The organism is Actinomycetota bacterium (genome assembly GCA_019347575.1).
In the GTDB taxonomy this organism is placed as follows: Bacteria; Actinomycetota; Nitriliruptoria; order Nitriliruptorales; family Nitriliruptoraceae; genus JAHWKY01.
In genome coordinates this window covers 18,374-41,123 of sequence record JAHWKY010000013.1, presented here as the reverse complement: position 1 = coordinate 41,123, position 22,750 = coordinate 18,374, and the positions used below count along the sequence as shown (strand labels likewise).

The following is a 22,750-nucleotide window of genomic DNA, read 5'->3' as shown; positions in this document are numbered from 1 at the left end:
CCGCGGCCGCGACCGTTGACACACCGCGAAACGGGCCCCCGGAGGGGCCCGTCAGGATGGTGCGCGGTGCGTCGTCAGGCGCTGACGGTCTCGGGGGTCTCGAGGGACACCACCTCGGCCTCACGTGCATCGCGGGCGGCCTCCGCCTCGGCGAGCGCCTCCTCGAGCTGTTCGACCCGGGCCCGCAGGGCGCGGACCTGGTCCAGCAACTCGATGGTGCGAGGGGTACCGAACGAACCCATCAGAGCCTTGCTCATACGGTCTCTCCTCCCTCTGCTCGACGCGCGTGCGCGCCGACAGGCGGATGCGGTTGGTGCCGTCGGCCGTCTGGCCCTCATCCGGCTGGTCGCGGTGCGTCGTGTCCCGTGCGGACGTGTGCATGGACGGCCCGGGGCGGGCCGCAGCGGTCCGCTGGATGCGTGTACCAAAGCGTACCTCAGGCCGGGCGGGGCCGTCTAGCGGCACAACCCAGGCCAACCGGACGCGACCGGATGACCACGCCGAGACCGTCGACTCTCAGTGACGGACCTGGAACGATCCGTGACCCTCGGGTTCGGCCGGCTCGGCCTCGACCCGACGGACCTCGGCCCGCGACGGCCCCCCGCCGCGGATCCACGTCTCGATGCCCTCGACCGCCTCGGGGGCGCCTTCGAGCCACGCCTCGACCGTACCGTCGGGGTTGTTGCGTACCCAGCCGGTGACGCCGGATGCCGCGGCCCGTCGGCGGGTGCTGTCACGGAAGAAGACGCCCTGCACCCGGCCGTGGACGACCACGTGCCGGGCGGTGACGGTCACATCTGACATTGCTCGCAGTAGTAGGTGTAGACGCGGGTCCTGATCCGTTCCTTCACGATGGTCTGTCGGCAACGGAAGCAGGGCGAGCCCTCACGCCCGTACACCCGGATGTGTTCCTGGACCTCGCCCTCGTCGTCGAGCACCTCTTCGGGCTGCGACTCGTCGAGGCTCGATCCCCGGTGCTTGATCGCCGCCGCGAGCACCTCGTGCATGCCGCGGTAGAGGCGGCGCACCTCCTGCGTGGTGAGCGTCTCGGAGCCGCGGTCGAAGCGCAACCCGGCCTCCCAGAGGACCTCGTCGCTGTAGACGGGCCCGATCCCGAGCATGACGCGCTTGTCGGTCAGCAACTGCTTGAGCGGCATCGCCGCTTGTCGCAGCAGGTGACCGAACTCCATCCAGGTGGGGTTGTCCTCGAACGGATCGAGCGCGTCGTCGACGATGCCGGCCGCCTCCAGGACCTCCTCCGTGGGGACGACGCCGGTGCGTGAGGTGGGATCGCGGTCGGTGTCGGTCAGGTGGAGAGCGCCGCCGATCGTGAAGCTCACGGCGAAGTGCGTGTCGGGACCGGGATCGGCCGTCGCGGTCTCACGGTGCAGCGTGCCGCGGTCGCCCGGGTCGATGATCCAGGTCACACCATCGTCGAGATCGAGGAAGAGAACGGCACCGCGGCGCCGGACCGCCTCGATCTTGCGCCCCTCCAGCGCCTCGACGAACTGCGGTCGCGTCCGGTGGAAGGGCCGCACGATCGAGGCGGTCTCGACCTGCACGTCCTTCACCCGCTTGCCGACGATCTCCTTCTCGATGTCCTTGCGCAGGACCTCGACCTCAGGAAGCTCGAGCACCCTCAGATCCTCCTACTCGATCGTGCTACCAGCCTTCGGCCTGCTTGAGCACCACTCGATCGTGCTACCGGCCTTCGGCCTGCTTGAGCACTCATCAGCCCACCTCGCCCAGCTCGTCGCCGGCTCGCGCCGCGCCGGCATCCTTGATGCGGGTGTAGGCCTCGCGCGCAGCGGCCTGCTCGGCGTCCTTCTTGCTCTTGCCCTTGCCCGTGCCCAGCTCCTGTCCCGCGACCTCGACCCGCGCGGTGAAGGTCTTCTCGTGATCGGGACCCTCCGCCACCACGCTGTAGTGCGGCAACGTCTCGTACTCGGCGGCTGCGAGCTCCTGCAGGCTGGTTTTGTAGTCGAGCGCGGCCCCCTGCGTGGCTAGCTGGTGGAGACGATCGGTGAACAGCCGACGCACGACGGCCTCGGCAGCCTCGAGGCCGGCATCCTCGTAGATGGCTCCCAGCACCGCCTCGAACGTATCCGCGAGGATGTTGTCCTTGTCCCGGCCGCCCGATGCCTCCTCGCCCTTGCCGAGGCGCACGTAGCGACCCAACCCGAGGTTGCGCGCGACGTCAGCCAGCGACGACGCCCGGACAGCGGCCGCACGGAGCCGGGCGAGATCGCCTTCGGGGGCGTCCGGGTGATCGTGGAAGATGGCGTCGGTGACCACGATGGCGAGCACCGCATCGCCGAGGAACTCGAGCCGCTCGTTGGTCCGCAGCCCGCCGTTCTCGAACGCGTACGAACGGTGCGTCAGAGCTCGTTCGAGCAGGTCGGGGTGACGGAAACGGACCCCGAGTTCGTCGCTGAGCTGCTCGACGTTCGTCCGATCCCCTCCGGCGCTCACGGGCCGGGGTACGGGACGGCGAACGCGGACACCGCTCAGAACTCCTCGACTTCGATGACCTCGCGCCCCGCGTAGGTTCCACACTCCTTGCAGACCGTGTGCGGGCGGATCGGGCTCTTGCAGCGCGGGCAGGTGGCGTATGTCGGCTTGGAGATCCGCAGCCAGTGGGCCTTCCGGCGGCGCGTACGCGACCGGCTCATCTTGCGCTTGGGAACGGCCATCGGATCCTCCGAGTGGGTCGTCGGTCAGGTCGGTCAGGTTGTGCTACCGCTTCGCTACTTGAGCACTTCAGGTTGTGCTACCGCTTCGCTACTTGAGCACTTCAGGTTGTGCTACCGCTTCGCTACTTGAGCACTTCAGTTGCGGGCGTGTAGGTCGAGCTGCCTCAGCGGAGCCCAACGAGGGTCGCCGCCGGAGCTCTGATCGTGTCCGCACTCGGCCTCGTTGCGGTCGGTGCCGCAGACGGGGCACAGGCCGGCGCAGTTCTCGCGGCAGAGCACCCGCAGCGGTACCGCCATGACGATGGCGTCGTGCATCAGGGTGTCGAGCTCGATCGCCTCGTCGACGATCGCGTAGCCAGGTTCGATGTCCTCGTCGCCTGCCGGACGGAACAGCTCGACGACGTCGATGTCGACGTGCTGCTCGACGGGTTCGAGGCAGCGAGCACACGCCAGCTCGAGGTCGACCTCGACCGTGCCGCGCACGAGGATGCCCTCCACCACGGAATCGAGGTGGAGGTCGAGTCGGAGCGGCCCGGACAGCGTGTCGTCTGCTGGCCCCCACGGCTCACCCCCGAGGTCCTCACGGGTGAGTTCGCGGGCGAGTGGACGGGTCTCCCCAGGGCGTCCGACGAGGTCACTGACCGCTACGCGCACGGTGCTACAGATCCTTGCCGGGTGCTCTACGTGCCTGCCGGTGCGGGAGAGTACCACACGCCACTGCGGCCCGAACGAGCGCACGAGACGCGCGCGGAGCGCACGGATGGTCGGCGGACGAGGCAGGACGCTCCATCGACGCCGCGGATGCGGCGTCGTTCGTACTAGGCCTCGTCGAGCTCGTCGTCCTCGACGTCGGGCTCGGCCTCGGCCAGCTCGTCGGTGCCCATCCGCCCCCGCAGCTTCTCCCGTCCCCGCTCGACGGCGGAGAGGGTCTTGGTGAGCACCACCTCGAAGTTGGCGAGCTTGGCGTCGACGTAGTCCTCGGCCTCCAGCCGGATCTGGCGCGCCTGCTCGCGCGCCTCCTCGACGATGCGGTCGGCCTCGCGGTTAGCGGCGTGGACCACCTCGGTCTTGGCGATCAACCGGGCGCGTTCGTCCTGGGCGTCGCCGACGAGCCGCTCGGCGTCGCGCAGCGCCTTCTCGATCAGCTCGTCGCGTTCTTTCATGACCCAGCGCGCCTGCCGCAGCTCCTCGGGGATGGTGGCCCGCAGCTCAGCCAGGACGCCATCGATCTCGGCGCGGTTCAGCATGATGCTCGCCGACAGGGGCACGGTCTTCGCGTCGGCGACCAGCCGCTCGAGGACGTGCAGCTTCGCCTCGACGTCCGGCGGGATGGCCGCCGGCGTGATGTACTCGCTGGTCTGTTGGGACGCGTCCGCGGACATGAGGCACCGCCTTGCGCTCGGGGGGATGCGCCAGGTGAGCGTACCCACATGTCGCTGCGTGGAGAGTTGTGCTCACCAGTGAGGCCAGGTCTCCACGGAGCGGGGCGCAGGTCAGGTCGTGCTAACGGCCTCCGGCCTCCTTGAGCACCCTCAGGGGGACTCCTCGTGGCCGAGACGCTCGCGCAGCGCCTTCTGCACCAGGTCGGGCACGAAGCCCTCGAGCGGTCCCCCGAACCGCGCGATCTCCTTGATCAGCGAGGAGGACAGGTAGCTGAACTCCGGCGTCGTCGTGAGGAACAGCGTCTCGACGTCACCCATGCGCTGGTTCATCTGCGCCATCTGCAGCTCGTACTCGAAGTCGCTGACGGCGCGCAGACCCTTGACGATGAGCCGGATGCCGTGGGCGTTGCAGAAGGTGACCAGCAGCCCGCGGAAGCGCGCGATGCTGACGTTGTCGAGGTGGGCGACCGTGCCCTCGATCAGCTCGACCCGTTCGTCGATCGTGAACAGCGGCTGCTTGGAAGGGTTCTCGAGCACCGCCACGGTCACCTGGTCGAAGCGTGACGCCGCCCGCTCGATGATGTCGACGTGGCCCATCGTGATGGGGTCGAAGCTGCCCGGGATCACGGCCGCGACGGTCACGTTGCTTCTCCCGGGCTGCGGTCGTGTGGGACGTGCCCCTCGTGGAGGCGGGTGTCACCGTAGCGGCGGTCCCGGCCCGGCTCGATACCGGGGGGCCAGCGGGGCGGGTCGCCGTGGTGACCGAGCTCGACCGTCACGTGGGCGCCGGGCGCGAGCTGGCCCACGAGCGCCATGAGCACGTCGGCGAGCTGGTCGCTGTCGATGTCGTACGGCGGGTCGAGGAGGGCGATACCGAAGGGGGCGCCGGGCAGCCGCTCCGTCAGAGCCGCGCCGACGCTGGCGCGCACGATGGTGGCCCGATCGCCGAGCCCGGTGACCTCGAGGTTGCGCTCGAGCGCCGCGAGTGCGCGTCCGTGACGCTCGACGAACGTCGCGTGCGCCGACCCGCGTGAGAGCGCCTCGATCCCGAGCGCGCCGGACCCGGCGTACAGGTCGACTACCGACGCCGCGCGCAGCTCGGGCTGCAGGATCGAGAAGAGGGCCTCCTTCGTGCGGTCGGTCGTCGGACGGACGCGTCGACCCTCGGGCGCGACCAGGGTGCGGCCCTTGGCGATGCCGGCGATGACTCGCACCGAGCTCCTTCCTCCCCTCTATCCCTCGTCGGTCCCGCGGTGTCAGCCCGTCGCGAGCGCCTCGAGCTCCTCGAGGCCACCGCGGTAGCGCCGGACCACCTCGGCGCGCAGTGCGTGGTTGGTCCGCTCGTCGAGATCGGGATCCGCCTCGACGAGGGTCCTGGCAGCCTCGCGCGTCTGCTCGATCAGCTTGCGGTCGCGGGTGAGGCGCGCGAGCTTCAGGTCCGGCAGGCCGGACTGGCGCTCGCCGAACAGCTGGCCCTCGCCGCGGATCTCGAGGTCGACCTCGGCCAGTTCGAACCCGTCGGTCGTGGCCGTCACGGCCTCGAGCCGACGCACGGCCTCATCGGTCAGCGGGGCGTTCCAGCCGGCGAAGAGCACGCAGTAGCTCTTCTCAGCGCCCCGCCCGACCCGACCTCGCAGCTGGTGGAGCTGGCTGATCCCGAAGCGCTCCGCGTCCTCGATGACCATGACGCTGGCCGCGGCCACGTCGACCCCCACCTCGATCACGGTCGTCGCGACCAGGACGTGGATCTCGCCCCGTCGGAACGCGGACATCACCCCCTCCTTGACGTCGGAGCGCATGCGCCCGTGCACCAGCCCGACCTCGAGGTCCGGCCACACCTCCTCCGCCAGCCGTCGGTGGGTCTGCTCTGCGGACGCAGCCTCGATGGCCTCCGATCCCTCGACCAGCGGGCAGACGACGTAGGTCTGCAACCCACGCTGGGCCTGTTCCCGGACGAAGCCGTACAAGCCCTGGCGCCGCGCCGCCTCGCGGGGCGTGATGAGCTGGGTGACGATCGGCTTGCGGCCGGGCGGGAGCTCGTCCAGCACGGTCACGTCGAGGTCGCCGTAGAGCGTGAGCGCGAGCGAACGCGGGATCGGCGTCGCGGTCATCACGAGCACGTCCGGACCACCGCCCGCCTCCTCGCCCTTCTGGCGCAGGCGCACCCGCTGGCCGACGCCGAAGCGGTGCTGCTCGTCGATGACGACGACCCCGAGGTCGGCGAAACGCACCCCTTCCTCGAGCAGCGCGTGGGTGCCGATGATCACGTCGACGTCGCCCGACAGCAGCTCGCCGAGGATCCGGCGCCGCTCGGAGGTGGGCGTCGACGAGGTCAGCGCCTCGATGCGCAGGCCGTCCAGGACGTTGACACCCAGCGGGGCGAGCAGGTCGGTCAGGGTGCGCAGGTGCTGCTCGGCGAGGACCTCGGTCGGGGCCATCAGGGCGGCCTGGCGGTCGTTGTCGACCGCGCACAGCATGGTCCAGACCGCCACCAGCGTCTTGCCCGAGCCCACATCCCCCTGCAGGAGGCGGTGCATGGGACGATCGCGCTTCAGATCCGCGGCGATGCGGTCGAACGCGCGATGCTGCGCGCCGGTCGGATCGAAGGGCAGGTGCTCGAGGAAGCGAGCGGCGAAGCGTCCCGCGACGGGGCTGTTGTCCTTCCCCGCGACCTCCGCCTCGAGCCGCACGCGTCGCCACTGCAGGCCGACCTGGAGGGTGAACAGCTCGTCGAACTTGAGTCTGTGCGTCGCGGCGTCGGCGCTCGCGCGGTCGTCGGGGTGGTGGAGCTGCTGGAACGCGAAGTCGAGGTCCACGAGGTCGTACTCGTCCTTCAGGGACGCCGGGAGGTGGTCGGGCAGCGGCGGCAGGTCGTCGAGCGCGGCCTCGATCCACTGCGCCAACCTGAAGGAAGGCAGCGCCGAGGTGGCGGGGTAGATGGGCGTGAGCCGGCGGTGGTTGCCTGGTTCCTCCTCGTCCCCGAGGACCGTGACCTCCGGCATGGTGACCTGGAGGTCGCCGCGGAAGCGCTTGAGCTTGCCGCTGAAGGACGCGAACGTGCCCGCGGGGAGCTGGTTCTCGCGCCAGCTCTGGTTGAAGAACGTGGCGGTGAAGTAGGCGCCATCGCGATCGCGGACCGTGGCGGTCGCGATGTCGAGCCGGCGACCTCCCTTCGCGCGGGCGCGACGCTGCTCCCACGACGTGATGGTGCCCATCAGCGTCACGGGGTCACCGATGGGTGCGTCCTCGACCGAGCTGATCGCGCCGAGGTCGGCGTGCCGGCGGGGGTAGTGCTCGATCAGATCGCGCACCGTGGCGATGCCGAGCTGCCCGAGGGCCTTGGCCTTCGCGGGACCGATGCCCGTGATCGCGGTGACCGGATCGTCAGGAGCCAGCACGGGTCACTCGGCGCCGAGGAAGAAGCGCACGGGGCGCTGGCCGCCGTCGATCACATCGACCTCCGCGCCCTCGCCGAGGATCGACACCGCGTGCTCGAGCTCGTCCTCATCGACGTCAGCGCCGGCCACGAGCGTCACCACCTCGGCGGTGGCCGCGTCACACGTGGCCGCGACCACTTGGAGCGCCTCCACCGGCTCATCGCGGACCGCCACGACGTCCCCATCAACCACGGCGAGGAACTGACCCCGCCGCACGTGCCCCGCGGGACCGTCGGCATCCCGTACGGCGGCCACGACCTCGCCTCCGCGACAGCCGTGCGCCGCCTGTGTCGCGGCGTTCACCGTTGCCGCGGCGTCCGAGGGATCGACCACGGCCAGTGCGGCGAGCACGCTCAGCGGGCTGGTGACGGCGTCGATCACCTCGAGGGTCGGACCGCCGTCCTCCGCCGCGATCTTCGCCGCCTGCTGGGCCGTCGGTACGACGTTGGGGTGACCTGGCAGGACCAGGACGCGGTCGGCGCCGCTGCGTCGAGCTCCCTGGAGCAGGTCGGCGACCGACGGCAGATCTCCGGCGGTGCCGTGGATGGCGATGGCCCCGCTGTCCTCCGCCAGCGCGCGCAAGCCCGGTCCAGGCAGGACCGCGAGGACCGCGAACGGCGCGCCGGTGGCGACCGCTTCCGCTTCCTCGGCGGCGGCACGCTCCTCGGCAAACTCGGTGACCTGGATGCGCCACGCGCGCCCCAGGGCGGCACCCGCGTCGATCGCGGCGGCGATGTCGTTGGTGTGGACGTGGACGTTCATGACGCCGCTCGCCGCGACGACGACGACCGAGTCGCCGAGCTCCTGCAACGCATCACGCAGGTCGGGGGCGCGGTCCTCGTCGGCCTCGAGCAGGTACTGCACCTCGAAGCGGTAGTCGTCCGAGCCAGCCTCCCTCGCGACGTTGCGCACGTTGCTGCGATCGACGACCGGAGCAGGTGCATCGTGATCGACATCGGGCGCACCCGTGACGTGGTCGTGGACGGCGATCGCGAACACCTCGACCCCTCGCGCTCCGGCGTCGACGACCCCGGCAGCGCGGTTGGCCTCGAGCTGCTCACGTGTGCGCGCGACCGCTTCGTGGACCCGTGAGACGATGCGGGAGGTCGCGGTCTCGAGGTCAGCGGCGTCGCGCTCGTCGCGTGCTGCCTCCGCGGCTGCGGAGATCGCGCTCAGCATGGTCCCCTCGAGCGGGTCAGCGACGGCGTCGTAGGCGAGGTCGCGCGCACGTCTCCACCCGTCGGCGAGGGCGGCGGGTGTCGGGGCGGTGTCGCCGAGCTCAGCCAGCGCCTCGGCCAACCCGCGGAGCACCTGGCTGAAGATCACCCCGGAGTTGCCCCGTGCTCCCATCATGGCGCCCCGCACGAGCGCATCCCACAGCTCGGTCGGGGCGACGTCGTGCAGCTCCTCGAGGGCACTGCGCACGGTGAAGACGAGGTTGGTCCCGGTGTCACCGTCGGGGACGGGGAAGACGTTCAGCGCGTCGATCTCGTCGCGGTGGGCCGCGAAGGCGCTGTGGACGCGCTCGAGGAGCGACCGGACGTCGTCCCCGGTGAGGCTGTGCGCGGGCACGCGGCTCCTTGACGGTCGGGGGACACGTGCGTGCAGGGCACGTTGCGGCCCGAGCCTACCCAGGCTGTCCGGCGCGCCGTCCCCGCCTCCACCGTGTCGCCGCAGCACCTCCGTAGCCTGCCGCGCGAGTCCCAGGGCCGAGCGGAGCCTCCGATGCTGACCATCCGGCACCTCAGCGACGGCAGCGCACGTGTCGTCGAGCGGCGCGACCTCGCAGACGTCATCGATGGTCCCGGGCTCGTGTGGATCGATCTCGACGCACCGACCGACGAGGAGCAGGGTGTCGTGTCGTCACCGGCGCTCCACCTGCACCAGCTGATCATCGAGGACATGTTCGAGGACCGCCACCTACCCAAGCTCGACGCGTACCCCGATCAGGTGCTCATGACCGTCCACGCCATCGCGATCGAGCGCTCCGGTCTCGAGATCGGGACCACCGAGCTCGACATCGTGGTGCGCGGCAACGTCGTCGTGACCCACCACGTCGAGCCCATCACGTCGGTCCGCATGGTGGGCGAGCGCATCGACGACCTCGGCGGCCTCGGTTTCGAACGGCCCGGTCAGCTGGTGCACCACCTGCTCGACGTGATGGGCGACGTGTTCGCTCCCTTCGTCGTCCAGATGGAGCAGCGGCTCGAGCTCATCGAGGAGGACATCCTCAGCCGTCCCACCCAGACCACCCGTCGGGAGATCTTCGCGCTGCAGCGTGACCTCGTCGAACTTCGCCGGGTCGTGCTGCCCCAGGCCGAGGTCGTCCGTCGCCTGGGCCGTGACGGGAGCACGGTGTTCTCCGACGACGACACCGTCCTGTTCCGCGACATCTTCGATCACGTCTTCCGCATGGGCGAGCTGATCGAGTCCTACGGCCAGCTCGCCATGCACGCCCACGACCAGTACCGGGCCGCGGTCGACGACGACCTCAACCGCATGCTCAAGGTCCTGACCATGTTCTCGGCGCTGCTGCTGCCGATCAGCGTGGTCGCGAGCATCTACGGGATGAACTTCGTGCACATGCCCGAACTCGACGAGACGTGGGCGTACCCGCTCGTGTGGGGCGTGTTCGTGTCCATCGCGGTCGGCGGGCTGGTGATCTTCCGCCTCCAGGGATGGATCGGGAGCCGTGCGGAGGCGGACGTCCAGGCACGCCGCAGCCGACTGGAACGCACGCTCGACATCCCGGTCCTCGGACAGGTGCTGAAGGTGCCGCAGTACGGCGCGCGGGCCGTGTTCGACACGGGCCGCACCGTGTTCCGGCTGCCGCTGTGGTTGGCACGCCGCGTCGCCCGTCGCCCCGGGAACGGCGACCCACGAGAGTGACACGAGCGGCGGCGTTCAGCGGCGGAACACGCGCCTGCGCCCGTCGGGCAGCGGCTCCGAGGAGGCCCACACGCGCCGCCACCTCGCGTGGTCCGGGCCGCCCGCAGGGGGGGTGGCATCGTCGGCGGCCCGGCGCAGCGACTCCCACCACGTCGACCGGTCCTCGTCGAGCAGTCGAGCGACCGCGGCCTCCAGCCGCTGGTTGAACGACCGGAACGCCTCGCCCTCCGCGGGCGACAGCGGCGGCCCGAAGCGCAACGACACCGCCGGCCGCCCCGGCCGCGGCCAGCCTCGACCTCGCGGCATCGCCGCGAAGGTCCCCCGTACGGCGAACGGGACCGCCGGCACCTGGTGCTGCACGCACAGGAACGACGCGCCCCGCCGGAACCGGTGCACCCAGCCGTCGTCGGAGCGGGTGCCCTCCGGGAAGATCAGCAGGTTCCAACCGTCGTCGAGCAGCTCGCCCGGCGTGTCGGTCAGCCGGCCTCGGCCGCGGTCGACCGGGAAGGTGTTGAACACCAGCGTGGTGCCGGTCGCGCGCCACCACGCATCGAAGAAGTAGTCCGACGCGGCTGCCGTCGCTGTCCGGCGGCGCCACTCGTGCGGCAACGAGCACAGGATCAGCGGAGCGTCGAGGTGGCTGGCGTGGTTGCCGGCCAACACCACCGGTCCCTCCAGGCCCTCGAGGCGGTCCAGTCCGTGCACCCGAGGACGTACCTGCGACCACACCAGTGGCTTGAGAGCGAACCGTTGGAGCGCGTCCCGGATCGAGCTGACCGGGCGGGTCCGTGCCCAGGCGGTCGAGAAGTACCGGGTCTCTCGTGGCGGGGCGTGCGGCTCGGCCGTGGTGGGCACCAGCGGTTGGCGTGTCCACCGCCAGCCACGCGCCACCTGCTCGAGGTCCCGTCGCAGGGAGGGCATCAGCGCACCTCCGCCAGCGCGAGGGGCGGCGAGTGGAGGTAGGTGATCGTCGGGTGGCGACCGACCGACCCGCTGACCATCTCGAGAGCGTCCGACAGCGTCGAGGCCGCCTGGAACCCCATCCGCTCGACGCTGCGCCGGTCGGCGCCGACCCAGACGACATCTCGCAGGTGGTCCAGCGCGTGCGCCCCCCAGTACCACATGTAGAACGGGTGGACGCCGTGGTAGGCGTACGAGGTCCGGTACAGGTGGATGTACCAGGGGTCGGTCGCGTACCGCTGCTCGAACTTCTTCTCGATCGTGGCCGGGTCGGTGCTCTCGGCCAGCACCTCCTCGAAGAAGTCGATGTAGCTGGGGTGGTGGACCTGGTGGAACTCCCGGGCCACCGGGTGGTACAGGATCATCGCCCCGCCGGGTCGCACCAGCGGCCGGCCCCGGTACATGTTGAAGAAGTAACCCAGCCCCAGGCACATCGCCAGGATCGGGTTCATGATCGAGTTCACGTTGTAGGGGCCGACGTACGGCACGCCGGTGACCAGCACGTCGGACTGCCCGTCGACCTCGACCAGCTGCTGGCGGTGGACGTTGACCAGGGTGCGTTCGTGGACGGCCTCGGTCTCGCCGGCGTTGATACCGGTGACCCCGTACGGGGCCGCGGTGGCGTGGAACACCTTCCTGCGGGCCCAGCGGGGCATCACGTCCAGGCCCCGGCGGACCGCCAGCATCGTGGCCTGGTCCTTCAACGACCACTCCCACTCCCGGCCGTTGAGGAAGCCCAGCGGTTCGGGGAAGGTCTCGTTGTTGAGGGTCGTCTCGATCGTGAAGATCCGCAGGTGGTCGGCCAGCAGCCGGCCCATCCGCCCCGCCGAGCTGTGCAGCGCCGAGTTCGGTGGGTCCATGTAGCTGGTCGAGTGCAGCATCGTGTCGACGTTGTGGTGGTGGCGCAGGCTGCGGTAGCCGGCCAGGCCGACCGGGACGGACTTGTGGCCGCCGTCCATCGCGACCAGGTTGATGTTCACGTAGACGAGAAGGTCCGAGGTGGCCGCCCGTCGGCAGATCTCGACCTCCTCGTCCCGATCGGTGGTGCCGATGAACTCCAGATCGTCGGGATCCTCGGCGTCGAAGTTGCGCAGCCGGTCGGGCCAGAACGACCGGAACACACGCTCGCCGAGGAGCCGCTCGAGCTCGTCAGGGGTCATCCGCCGGTGCAGGGCGTTGGCGGCGACCAGCTCGACGTCGTCGACGCCAGCATGTGCCGCGTGTTCGAGGACGTGCTCGATGATGCGCTGGCGGATGTCGGGCGTCCGCATCGGCGGCAGCGGCAGGGACAGGTCATCGAAGGCGATGGTCAGACGCATGCCCGCGCGGAGCAGCTCCGGCAGGGGCTCGGAGCCGTGAGGGCGGAGCAACGCATCCTCGATGGCGGCATCGAGATCGCGTACGCCGGGCAGAGGATCCGGCGGGTAGACCACCCGGGTCCCGAGCGGGAAGTCCTCCAGTCGGAACCCCTCGCCTTCGTGGACGAGCAGCGGAGGCGTGCGCTCGTCGACCTCCAGGACGAAACCGGGACGGGTCATGCCTCCCCCCTCAAGGGGGGAGGGGCCGGCGTTGCCGGCCTGGGGGGTGATGTTCGATAGCTCATCAGGCGTCCTCCTCACCGCGGTGATCGCGCAGGTCGAAAGCGACCTTGATCGTCCCCAACGAGCCGGCGGACAGGGCGTGATCGATGGCCTCACGCCACGCGGGCAGCCGGTAGGTGGCACCGACGGCGTCGCCCAGCGCAGCATCGGTGGCCAGCCCGACGGCTGCGTCGAACGTCGACGCGTGAAGCCCGCCGACGGGGTTCGCCGTGCTCGCGTAGGCGCCGACGATCTCCAACTCGCGGAACCAGGCAGGGGTGAGATCCGCCCCTTCCGTCGGCAGGCCGGCGAGGACCACCCGTCCGCCGCTGCGGACCGTACGCAGGGCGGTGTCGAGGCTGGTCCTCGAACCGACGCAGTCGATCGCGACGTCGACCCCGCCGAGCAGGAAGCCGCCGCCGCGCTCGGGGTCGAGCCGGAGCGCCCGCGTCGCGCGCCGCACCGCACCGACCACCTCGCCTGGAGAGACCACCTCGGTGGCGCCGAACCGGCGGGCGAGCTCGGCCTGTCTGCGGTGCTTGGCCACCACGGTGATCCGCCCCGCTGGGGTGAACGCCCGCAGCGCCAGCAGGGTGAACAGACCGACCGTCCCAGCACCGACGAGCAGTACGTCGGCCGTGTCGTCGACCTGGGCGCGCTCGGCGGCGTGCACCGCACAGGCCAGTGGCTCGACCAGCACCGCCCGCTCGTCCGGCAGTTCGTCGGGGATGGGGTGGAGCTGGGAGCGGTGGGCGACGAACATGCGGCTCCAGCCGCCCCCCGTATCGGCGCAGTAGCCGGTCTGTAGGCCCGGCGACACGTGTCCGACGGTGATGTGGTCGCAGCGGTCGTGCCGCCCGGTGACGCAGGCGCTGCAGGGGTCGAGGCCGCGTGCAGCGCACGCCAGGATCGGGTCGAGGACCACGCGGGTGCCGGGAGGGAGGTCATCGACGTCGTCGATGACCTCACCGACGACCTCGTGCCCGGGTACGAACGGCAGGGACACCAGCGGGGAGAAGTAGAACGATGACCGCCCCGCGATGGTCGCCAGGTCGGATCCGCAGATCCCCGCCAGCCGCGGCCGGACCCGGGTCCAACCCGGACCCAGCGGGCGCGGCTCGTCGTTCGTGACCAGCCTGAGCGGGGCGACGGGACCAGCCAACAGGCCAGGCAGTCGAGACCCGACCACGCGGGCCGCGACGTACCGCGGCACGGACCGGTACAGCTCCAGGGCCTGGATCCTCACGCGTGGCCTCGCCGTGGCGCGGCGGTCGAGGCCAGCACGCGCGGCGTCTCGTCGACCAGCCGCCACTCCTCCACCGTCCAGCGGGGACGAGCAGACCGGGCCGCGCGGAACAGGGCCACGTCCGGGTTCACGGCCACCGGGTTGCCCACCGCCTCCAGTAGTGGCACGTCGGAGTGGCTATCGGCGTACGCGTACGACGCGTCCAGGTCCAGCCCCATCCGGTGGGCGTAGCGACGCAACCACGCGGCGCGCGCCTCGCCGACGAGCGGCAGGGTCGCCAGGTTCCCGGTGCAGACGCCCCGTTCGTCGGTGGCGAGTTCCGCCGCGACGATCTCGTCGAACAGCGCCGCGATCGGCCGGGTGAGCAGGTCGATCGCGCCGGTGAGCAGGACCGTCCGATGTCCCGCGGTACGGTGCTCGCGCACGCGCCGCAGCGCGGCCGGGGCGCTCCGCCCGAGGACGACCGGGGTGACGTGCTCGTCGACCAGGCGACGCAGTCCCTCGAGGTCCGCCCCTTCGTAGCGCTGGTAGAACGAACGCAGGAACGACTCGCGCGTCCGCCGCTCGGCCGCCACGTAGCGCGGCAGCGAGCGCAGCAGGGACGCCATCTCGCCCATCCATGCGCCGCCCCGCTCGGCCAGCCGCAGCCACAGGTACGACTCGATGACGTTCGTGTCGACGATCGTGCCGTCCAGGTCGAACACCGCCACCACGTCGGCCCGGCTGGGGAGGCCGTTGGCGGCGACGTCGGTCCGCTGGCGGGGGACGTGCGGCTGGCGCAGGTTCGCGGTGACGCTGGGACAGTGGACCTCCTGGAGGTAGTGCGGCCAGTCGATCGCGGCGGCGTCGAAGGGGAGGTCCCGGCGGTCGCGCTCGGTGATCGAGCGGAACAGCGCGTGCGTACGGTCGTCGGCGTAGAGGACCTCCAGCTCGGCGTAGGGGCCGTAGATGTCGGCGTAGCGGCGGACGAACTCCAGTCGCCGTCGCTGCCGGTCGAGGCCACGGGCGGCGGAGCGGGTGCGGTCGGAACGCGGCAGCCGCGCGACCAGCCGGTCGGCGACGTCCACGCCCTTCTCCGCGACCTCGAGCATCCGCATGACCCGTCGGCTGCCACGGAAGCGCCAGTCCGGCGGGGCGATCTCCCCCTCGCGCGGGTGCACGAACGGCTCCCGCGCGAAGTAGCCGCGGACCAGCTCGTAGAGCTCGTCGAACGTCAGCGGGTTGCGGGCGCCCGACGAGACGTGGTAGTGGAGCCGGTCCCCGGCGGCGGGTGGGTGGGCGGCGATCGCCACCAGCGCGTTGACCACCAGGTCGACCGGGATGATGTCGATCACCGCATCGCGGACCCCGGGGAAATCCGGGATGTCCCCGCGCCCGTAGCCGAGGATGATCGGCTCGGCCATCTTGAAGCCTTCGATCCAGCCTGGCCGTGGATGCCTGAGGGCGCTCTCGATGATGGACGGTCGCACGATGGACAGCGGCAAGTCACCGTGCAGGTCCTCCGCACAGCGCTCGCCGAGCGCCTTGCTGAACGTGTAGACGTCCGGCCAGCCGAGGCTGCGGGCTCGTTGGCGACCCTGAGCGACGAGCCGGTCGTGGACCCACGCGCCGCGGCGTTGCTCCGCCGATCGGGCGACCGTCCTGGGGCCGGCACGGCTGTGGGCGACGTTGGCATCGTCGAGGAGTCGTTCGAGCAGGTCGGGGCCCCGCGACGTCTGCTCGGTGGCGGTCCGCGCTGCCAGCGCCGCGTCGGCCTCGACGCGCCAGTCGACGTCGTGCTGGAGCGGTGCCTCCGGCACGACGCCCTTGGCCAGGCCGGCGACGTAGGCCGTGGACACGTGCACGACGTGGGGTTCGCTCCCGGACGCGCGCAGCGCCTCGTGCAAGCGGCGGGTTCCGAGCAGGTTGATCTGGAACGCGACGTCGATGGGCGGGTCGAACGAGACGGTCCCGGCGAGGTGGACCACCACGTCGAGGTCGTCGGGCAGCGCCGGGACGGCCTCGGTCAGATCGGCCTCGATCACGTCGATCCGCTGATCCAGGATCCGCTGCGCGCCACCGTCGCCGAGGCCCGCGCGCAGGCGGTCGAACACCGGCTTGGTCAGCAGATCCGCGACGCGGTCACGTCCCGAGGCCCCCGGAACCGGGCGGACCAGCAGCACGAGGCGCGCCCGCGGCAGGTAGGACAGCAGACGTTCGAGCAGCGCCTGCCCCACGAAGCCGGTGACACCCGTGAGCAGGATGCGCCGACCGTCCAGCCGCTCGTGCACCGAGGACCCCTCTGCGAGCTGTCCGGAGGTGCTCACGCCGTCTCCCGTCCGCTGGCAACCTGAGGCTAGACGCCCCTCTGGTGGCGCGCCGCGTCGCCCGTCGTCCCGGGGATGGCGACACCGGGGCTGAGGGGTCGCCGTCCGGTGAGGTCTGCTACCATCCTCCGACCGAGGCCGCCCCCGACGTCCGAGATCGTGCTACCGCTTCGCTACTTGAGCACGGCGCGATCGTGCTACCGCTTCGCTACTTGAGCACGGCGCGATCGTGCTACCGCTTCGCTACTTGAGCACGGGGCGGCCGCACCGCGCCGGGGCGAGTTCCCGGAGGCGCCACCACCCGATCACTCGCGGGAGTCTGCGATGAAGTCCGTCTGCGACATCTGCGGCAAGAGCCCCTGGTTCGGCAAGCAGGTCAGCCACAGCCACCGCCGCTCGTCACGCCGCTGGGACCCCAACGTGCAGCGCCTGCGCATCTGGAAGGACGGACGGGTTCAGAAGGCGAACGTCTGCACGTCCTGCCTCAAGGCCGGCAAGGTGCAGCGCCCTCCCGTCAAGTCCCGCTGACGTCTCCGATCTGATCAGCTCGGAGGTCGAGCGCTCGACCGAACGCCGGGTGGGCGTGGCGCAGGATGAGCGCGTCCTCGTCGTCGACCTCGCCGAGTAGCAGGGACCGACGGTGACGGTCCCCCAGGACCAGGGCCACACCCGCCGGGATCATGGACAGTCCCAGCAGGGCGTTCGAGCCCAGCACGACCGACGCGGTCAAGACCACCGCACCGACGAACAGTGCGGCACGGAACCCCCGGTCCAGCCGCTGACGTCGCGTCAGCGCCTCCGGGGCGACCGGCAGCACGACCGTCGCCGTGCGCGCGTCGCGCCGGTTTGCTGCCACCGCCAGCGGCGTCGGCAGGACCATCACGTTCCATCGCCACTGCGCCCCCGGCACCCACCGGAACCGCAACGGGGCACGCTGCGAGGTCGGTTCGCCAGTCGCTACGCAGACGTCGGGCAGGTCGTCGACGTCAGCCAACCGGACCCGGACCTCGGCCACAGCACCTCCCCCTTCGACCGCCGAGCCAGCGTAGACGTCGCGGGGCTTGCTCGACCGGTGGCCTCGTGCGTCCGAAGGAGCTGGCGGCGGTGACGAGAACGCGCGTGGATGCGCGTTTCCGTCGGACTGGTCGGGGCTGAGCGGCCCGGCGATGACGAGAACGCGCGTGGACGCGCGTTTCCGTCGGACGGTCGCGTCGATCGGCGGTCAGGGGCGGGGTAGGTCGGCGCCGTCCCAGACCTCATCGAAGCGGTCGAGGACCCGTCGTGCTGCGGGCGTGTCGAGGTCGTGCTGACAGGACGAGATCGCGATCACGGCGGCGTCCGCCATGGCGGCCTGGGGCCCGCCGGGGAGCCGTCGCACCGTGATCGTCCGCTCCACGCCGTCGATAGCGGTGGGGCAGGTGCCCTCGAACTTGACGGCGGTGAGGTCGTTGAAGCCGTTCTCGATGATCTCGGCCAGTGCCGGCGCGACGTCAGGCTCGACCTGCTCGACGAGTTCCGGACTCGTCGTCGTCGCGTCGGCCACGGTCACCGTGCCGTCGCTGGTGACCGTGACGGTCCGCGCGCAGACGGTCCCGGTGCCGTCGGGAGCGGCGCACATCCCGCCCCGCTCCTCGACCGTCACGTCGACGACACCCTGCTGCGACCGCGGGATCTCGGACGCGGTGCCGACCCCAGAGCTCGACGGAGTCGTCCCGCCCCCACACGCCGTGAGCGCGACCAGGACGAGCAGCCCCGCGATCTCAGTCCTCACGACGCTGCCAGGCGTGGTCGACGGGCCCGATGCCGCGTCCGATGCGCACGCCTCGGCGTAGCGCTCCCGTGAGGTAGCGCTTCGCTGCGGTGACCGCAGCGACCACATCTGCTCCCTTGGCTAGCTCGGCGGCGATGGCGCTGCTGAAGGTGCAGCCGGTCCCGTGGGTGTCGCGGGTGTCGAGTCGTTCCGAGCGGATCTCGTGCCAGGAGTCGCCGTCGGTCAGCAGGTCGACGGCGTCCTCGTTGTCGCGCAGGTGACCACCCTTGACGACGACCCAACGCGGTCCGAGCGCGAGCAGTGCCTCGGCAGCGCGCGGCATGTCGTCGACGGTCTCCACCTTGACGTCGGTCAGCAGTGCGACCTCGCCCACGTTGGGCGTGATCACCAGCGCACGTGGGACCAACGCGTCGCGCAGCGCGGTGACCGCGTCCTGCCGCAACAGCGCGTCGCCATGCTTCGACGCCGCGACGGGGTCGAGGACGACCATCGTGAGGTCGTGCGCGTCGAGGCCCGCGGCGACGGTCTCGACGATCGGGGCGCTCGCGAGCATCCCGACCTTCACCGCGTCCACACCGATGTCGGTCACCACGCTGTCGAGCTGTCGCCGGACGAAGTCGGGTGGCACCTCGTGCACCCCTTGGACTCCGACCGTGTTCTGGGCCGTCAGCGCGGTGAGCACGCTCATGCCGTAGACGCCGAGAGCCTCGAACGTCTTCAGGTCCGCCTGGATGCCGGCTCCCCCGCCGGAGTCCGACCCAGCGATCGTCAGGGCACGGGGTGGTGTCGCGGTCACGGTTCCTCCACGTCGTGTTCCCAGCCTGCCTGCACCACGTCGCGGTCGCCCAGCCGGACCCCCTCACCTTCGACGACCTCACCCACGACACGGGGCCGCAGCCCGGCGGCCTCCAACGCGGTCTCGACACGGGCGAGACGGTGAGGTCGGACCGTGGCCACGAGCGCGTAGTCGTCACCGCCACCGACGACGAGATCGACCGGATCTATGTCGAGTTCGTCCGCCACGGCCACCACGTCAGGATGGAGGGGCAGCCGGTCGGGATCCAGCACGACACCGACCTGCGATGCCGCGGCGATGTGGCCCACGTCCCGGCCGAGACCGTCGCTGACGTCGATGCACGCGTTGGCTCCGGCAACGGCGAGCGCTGCTCCAGCCTCGGGGAGTGCCCGCGGGCGTCGGTGGGCTGCGGCGACGAGTGGATGCTCCTCGAGCAGGTCGGTGCGCCCCGCCCGGTGTGCCGCCAACCCCGCAGCGGCGACGCCGAGCTCTCCCACGATCAGCACGACGTCACCGACCTCCGCCGCACCGCGGCGGAGCGGCTCCGGACCCAGCAGCGCCCCGACCGCGGTGACGCTGACCGCTGCGACCGGTCCCCCGACGGTGTCGCCCCCGACGATGCGACAGCGCCACGTGTCGGCGGCGGCACGCAGGCCGCGGTAGAGCGCGAGCACGTCGGCGTCCTCGAGACCGGGGGGGCGCTGGAGCGAGACGACGGCGGCGCTGCACTGGGCACCCACCGCCGCGAGATCGCTGACGTTAACGGCGAGCGCCTTGTAACCGACATCCTCCCAGCTCGACAGGACGAGGTCGAAGTGGACCGCGGCGACCAGGGTGTCGACCGCGATCGCGACCGGCGTACCGGCGACCTCGACGACCGCCGCGTCGTCGCCGTATCCGACGGGCACGCCAGGTCCGTCGCCGTCGAGGAGCGGCGACAGCAGTTCCAGCAGGACGAACTCGGGTGAGGCCACACGGCTCCTCCGTCGGAGGTAGTGAAGCAAGCACGGACCGCGTAGAGGGACGGCGACTAGGCTCGCCGACCGGGCGATCGACGCGGGTCGGTCGTGGAACGGAGCGAACATGGCCGTATCGGCGTACATCCTGATACAGACCGAGGTCGGCAAGGCTGGCGCGGTCGCCGAGGCGGTGGACGACATCCCTGGCGTCGTCGCTGCCGAGGACGTAACCGGCCCCTACGACGTCATCGTCCGCGCCGAGGCGGGCAACGTCGACGAGCTGGGGAAGATGGTCGTATCGAAGATCCAGGCCATCCCCGGCATCACCCGCACCCTCACCTGCCCCGTCGTGCATCTGTAACAGGCGACGACGCGGATGCGGCGTCGCCCGTATCGGGTATCAAGGGGCGTAGCGCGCGTCCTCCTGGGCGGCCTCGAAGGCGAGTTCGAGGAGGCGGTCGACGAGCTCGGGGTAGCTCACGCCCTGCGCCTGCCACAGGCGCGGGAACATCGACGCCGGTGTGAACCCCGGGATCGTGTTGATCTCGTTGAGGTACAGCTCGCCCGCCCGCGTCACGAAGAAGTCGATGCGAGCCATCCCGCGACAGCCGATCGACCCGTAGGCCTGCCGGGCGATGTCGTCGATCCGCTTCAGCATCTCGTCGTCGAGTTCGGCGGGGACGATCAGCTCCGACTCGTCGAGGTACTTGGCCTCGAAGTCGTAGAAGTCGTGGCTCGGCTTGATCTCCCCCGGCGGCGTGACCTCGATCGTGTCGTTGCCGAGGACCGCGACCTCGACCTCACGCGGGTGCTCGAGACCCTCCTCGACGATCGCCACACGGTCGTAGCCGAACGCCTCCTCTAGCCCCGACGCGAGCTCCTCACGATCGCCGACCTTGCTGATGCCGATCGAGGACCCCTGACGGGCGGGCTTGGTGAACAGCGGGTAGCCGATCGCTCCCTCGATCTCGTCGAGGAGCGCACCTCGCTCTGCCTGCCAACGCTCGATGCGCACCGCGAGGAAGGGGACCTGAGGTAGCCCCCGCGCCTTGAACGCCAGTTTCATCGCGCGCTTGTCGATACCGACCGAACTGGCGGTCACATCCGCTCCGACGTAGGGGACGTCGACAGTGGCGAGTTGGCCCTGCACGGTGCCGTCCTCTCCGTAGGGCCCGTGCAGCACCGGGAACGCGACATCGATCGCCCCGACGGTCTCGACTTCGTCGCCCACGAACCTCACGAGGTTGGCCCCGGACCGGCTGCGGACGAGCGCGACGGTGTCGCCGACGTCCTCGACCTCGGGGAGCGGATGGCCCGGCCGCGGTTCGATCGTCCCATCGGTGAGGACCCAACGGCCTGCGCGCGTGATGCCCACCGGCACGACCTCGTAGCGGTCACGGTCGATCGCGTTGAGGACGGATCGGGCCGACAGGCACGAGACCTCGTGCTCGCTCGAACGGCCTCCGTACAGGATGAGAACGCGCTGCTTCACGTTGGTCCGTCTCCGGTCGTGGCGGTCGCCAGAGCGTGGTCGAGATCGGCGCGAAGGTCGCCGAGGTCCTCGATGCCGACGCTCAAGCGCAGCAGACCAGGCCCGACTCCCGCCGCGACGAGGTCGTCATCGGACAGTTGGCGGTGGCTCGTCGACGCCGGGTGGAGCACGAGCGACCGGGTCCCACCGAGCGAGGCGGCGCGGAGGAAGACCCGGCACGCGTCGGCGACGCGTTCAGCGACGTGGCGATCGCCGAGGTCGACCGCCACGATCCCGCCGCCGCCGCGACCGGCGAACTGCTTCACCGCGAGATCGTGCTGGGGGTGAGAGGGCAGCGTCGGGTAGGCCACCGAGACCACGCCGGGGCGTCCCTCGAGGTGCTCGGCCAAAGACAGCGCGGTCCGTGACGACCGCTCCATCCGCAGTGCGAGGGTCTGGATCCCGCGTGCGACGAGCCACGCCTCGAACGGTCCCAATGATCCCCCGAACTCGTAGCCGGCCTCGCGCGCCGCGGCGATCGTGTCGACACTGCCGGCGATGACGCCGGCGACGACGTCGCCGTGCCCGCCGAGGTACTTGGTCGCGGACTCGACCACGACGTCAGCACCCAGCTCCAGCGGCCGACACAGCCACGGCGAGGCGAACGTGTTGTCCACGATGAAGGTCAGCCCGTGCGTACGGGCACGGTCGGCGAGAGCACCCAGATCCGCGACCTGCGTACTGGGGTTCGCCATCGTCTCGGCGTACAGGACCGTGTGCTCGTCGGTGACCGCAGCGTCGACGTTCGCCGGGTCACTCAGGTCGATGGCATCCACACCCCATCCCGCTTCGTCCGCCAGCCGATGCAGCAGGGCGTAGGTCCCACCGTAGAGTCGCTTCGTGACGAGCAGGCGACCGCCGCGACGCTGACTGTCGAGGACCGCGTGGATGGCGGCGGTACCGGACGCGAAGGACCACGCCGCGGGAGCCGAGTGGAGAGCCGCCACGGCGGTGTGCAGGGCCGTGTTCGTGGGGTTGTCGTAGCGCCCGTACACGTAGCCGTCGAGGCGATCCTCGAGGAGCGCGCCCACCTCCGCCGAACGGGTCGTGGCCCACGTCGCGACCGGCCAGATCGGTGGCGCGACCGGTTGTTGCGCGACCTCGGGCAGAACCGTGGAGGCGTGCACCGCCAGGGTCTCGAAGGCACCGGCGGGGCGTTCGGGGCGGGGTTCCACGGGAGGCGTCCTCTGGCCGGCCACG

General features: G+C 70.8%; 24 protein-coding genes. 3 read left to right on the top strand and 21 right to left on the bottom strand.

What is annotated here, in order from left to right; genetic code table 11:
- Positions 1 to 74: 74 nt before the first annotated feature.
- The 11 genes from KY469_10445 to KY469_10395 form a co-directional block, all read right to left on the bottom strand.
- Positions 75 to 257, bottom strand: a complete 183-nt coding sequence (locus KY469_10445; protein ID MBW3663507.1) for a hypothetical protein — start codon at positions 255 to 257, stop codon at positions 75 to 77.
- A gap of 259 nt (positions 258 to 516) precedes the next feature.
- The gene (locus tag KY469_10440) at positions 517 to 804 is read right to left on the bottom strand and encodes an acylphosphatase (protein ID MBW3663506.1); all 288 of its coding nucleotides are present in this window, start codon (positions 802 to 804) and stop codon (positions 517 to 519) included.
- Positions 792 to 1,637, bottom strand: coding sequence for a hypothetical protein (locus tag KY469_10435; protein MBW3663505.1), 846 nt, complete (start codon positions 1,635 to 1,637; stop codon positions 792 to 794). Before KY469_10435 ends, KY469_10440 begins: the two co-directional genes overlap by 13 nt.
- A 94-nt stretch (positions 1,638 to 1,731) precedes the next feature.
- Positions 1,732 to 2,472 (bottom strand): ribonuclease III, encoded by a 741-nt coding sequence (rnc, locus tag KY469_10430; GenBank protein ID MBW3663504.1) that lies wholly within the window; start codon positions 2,470 to 2,472, stop codon positions 1,732 to 1,734.
- A gap of 35 nt (positions 2,473 to 2,507) precedes the next feature.
- Complete coding sequence (gene rpmF / locus KY469_10425) at positions 2,508 to 2,693, bottom strand: 50S ribosomal protein L32 (GenBank protein ID MBW3663503.1); 186 nt, start codon at positions 2,691 to 2,693, stop codon at positions 2,508 to 2,510.
- A gap of 135 nt (positions 2,694 to 2,828) precedes the next feature.
- Positions 2,829 to 3,347, bottom strand: coding sequence for a DUF177 domain-containing protein (locus KY469_10420; GenBank protein MBW3663502.1), 519 nt, complete (start codon positions 3,345 to 3,347; stop codon positions 2,829 to 2,831).
- A gap of 164 nt (positions 3,348 to 3,511) precedes the next feature.
- Entirely contained in the window at positions 3,512 to 4,075 is a 564-nt protein-coding gene (locus tag KY469_10415; GenBank protein MBW3663501.1) for a hypothetical protein, read from the bottom strand.
- 150 nt (positions 4,076 to 4,225) lie between these two features.
- Positions 4,226 to 4,672, bottom strand: a complete 447-nt coding sequence (gene coaD / locus KY469_10410; protein ID MBW3663500.1) for a pantetheine-phosphate adenylyltransferase — start codon at positions 4,670 to 4,672, stop codon at positions 4,226 to 4,228.
- 41 nt (positions 4,673 to 4,713) lie between these two features.
- The gene (gene rsmD, locus KY469_10405) at positions 4,714 to 5,289 is read right to left on the bottom strand and encodes a 16S rRNA (guanine(966)-N(2))-methyltransferase RsmD (GenBank protein ID MBW3663499.1); all 576 of its coding nucleotides are present in this window, start codon (positions 5,287 to 5,289) and stop codon (positions 4,714 to 4,716) included.
- Positions 5,290 to 5,331: 42 nt separating this feature from the next.
- Positions 5,332 to 7,473: an ATP-dependent DNA helicase RecG gene (recG, locus tag KY469_10400; protein ID MBW3663498.1), complete on the bottom strand. Its 2,142-nt coding sequence runs from the start codon at positions 7,471 to 7,473 to the stop codon at positions 5,332 to 5,334.
- A 3-nt stretch (positions 7,474 to 7,476) separates the two neighbouring features.
- The gene (locus KY469_10395; protein ID MBW3663497.1) at positions 7,477 to 9,084 is read right to left on the bottom strand and encodes a DAK2 domain-containing protein; all 1,608 of its coding nucleotides are present in this window, start codon (positions 9,082 to 9,084) and stop codon (positions 7,477 to 7,479) included.
- A 153-nt stretch (positions 9,085 to 9,237) separates the two neighbouring features.
- Between KY469_10395 and corA the strand changes: the two genes are divergently transcribed.
- Positions 9,238 to 10,401 carry a magnesium/cobalt transporter CorA gene (corA, locus tag KY469_10390; protein MBW3663496.1) on the top strand — a complete coding sequence of 388 codons (1,164 nt, stop codon included), beginning with the start codon at positions 9,238 to 9,240 and terminating at the stop codon, positions 10,399 to 10,401.
- A gap of 15 nt (positions 10,402 to 10,416) precedes the next feature.
- Here corA and KY469_10385 read toward each other — a convergent pair whose 3' ends face one another.
- From KY469_10385 to KY469_10370, 4 genes are all read right to left on the bottom strand, one after another.
- Entirely contained in the window at positions 10,417 to 11,322 is a 906-nt protein-coding gene (locus KY469_10385; GenBank protein MBW3663495.1) for a 1-acyl-sn-glycerol-3-phosphate acyltransferase, read from the bottom strand.
- Entirely contained in the window at positions 11,322 to 12,899 is a 1,578-nt protein-coding gene (locus KY469_10380) for a nickel-dependent lactate racemase (GenBank protein ID MBW3663494.1), read from the bottom strand. Before KY469_10380 ends, KY469_10385 begins: the two co-directional genes overlap by 1 nt.
- A gap of 64 nt (positions 12,900 to 12,963) precedes the next feature.
- Positions 12,964 to 14,181, bottom strand: coding sequence for a zinc-binding dehydrogenase (locus KY469_10375; GenBank protein ID MBW3663493.1), 1,218 nt, complete (start codon positions 14,179 to 14,181; stop codon positions 12,964 to 12,966).
- A gap of 2 nt (positions 14,182 to 14,183) precedes the next feature.
- Entirely contained in the window at positions 14,184 to 16,493 is a 2,310-nt protein-coding gene (locus tag KY469_10370; protein MBW3663492.1) for an HAD-IB family hydrolase, read from the bottom strand.
- 324 nt (positions 16,494 to 16,817) lie between these two features.
- On the opposite strand from KY469_10370, the gene rpmB reads away from it, so the two are divergent.
- Positions 16,818 to 17,021, top strand: coding sequence for a 50S ribosomal protein L28 (gene rpmB, locus KY469_10365; GenBank protein ID MBW3663491.1), 204 nt, complete (start codon positions 16,818 to 16,820; stop codon positions 17,019 to 17,021).
- Here rpmB and KY469_10360 read toward each other — a convergent pair.
- From KY469_10360 to thiL, 4 genes are all read right to left on the bottom strand, one after another.
- Positions 17,008 to 17,508 carry a hypothetical protein gene (locus KY469_10360; protein MBW3663490.1) on the bottom strand — a complete coding sequence of 167 codons (501 nt, stop codon included), beginning with the start codon at positions 17,506 to 17,508 and terminating at the stop codon, positions 17,008 to 17,010. The genes rpmB and KY469_10360 overlap by 14 nt on opposite strands.
- 207 nt (positions 17,509 to 17,715) lie before the next feature.
- Positions 17,716 to 18,264 carry a hypothetical protein gene (locus tag KY469_10355; GenBank protein ID MBW3663489.1) on the bottom strand — a complete coding sequence of 183 codons (549 nt, stop codon included), beginning with the start codon at positions 18,262 to 18,264 and terminating at the stop codon, positions 17,716 to 17,718.
- Positions 18,254 to 19,060 (bottom strand): bifunctional hydroxymethylpyrimidine kinase/phosphomethylpyrimidine kinase, encoded by an 807-nt coding sequence (gene thiD, locus KY469_10350; protein MBW3663488.1) that lies wholly within the window; start codon positions 19,058 to 19,060, stop codon positions 18,254 to 18,256. The genes KY469_10355 and thiD overlap by 11 nt, the downstream gene beginning before the upstream one ends.
- Entirely contained in the window at positions 19,057 to 20,034 is a 978-nt protein-coding gene (gene thiL, locus KY469_10345; GenBank protein MBW3663487.1) for a thiamine-phosphate kinase, read from the bottom strand. The genes thiD and thiL overlap by 4 nt, the downstream gene beginning before the upstream one ends.
- 109 nt (positions 20,035 to 20,143) lie before the next feature.
- Between thiL and KY469_10340 the strand changes: the two genes are divergently transcribed.
- Positions 20,144 to 20,380, top strand: coding sequence for an Lrp/AsnC ligand binding domain-containing protein (locus KY469_10340; GenBank protein MBW3663486.1), 237 nt, complete (start codon positions 20,144 to 20,146; stop codon positions 20,378 to 20,380).
- A gap of 39 nt (positions 20,381 to 20,419) precedes the next feature.
- Here KY469_10340 and KY469_10335 read toward each other — a convergent pair whose 3' ends face one another.
- Positions 20,420 to 21,511 (bottom strand): D-alanine--D-alanine ligase, encoded by a 1,092-nt coding sequence (locus KY469_10335; protein MBW3663485.1) that lies wholly within the window; start codon positions 21,509 to 21,511, stop codon positions 20,420 to 20,422.
- Positions 21,508 to 22,725, bottom strand: coding sequence for an aminotransferase class I/II-fold pyridoxal phosphate-dependent enzyme (locus tag KY469_10330; protein MBW3663484.1), 1,218 nt, complete (start codon positions 22,723 to 22,725; stop codon positions 21,508 to 21,510). Before KY469_10330 ends, KY469_10335 begins: the two co-directional genes overlap by 4 nt.
- Positions 22,726 to 22,750: the final 25 nt, after the last annotated feature.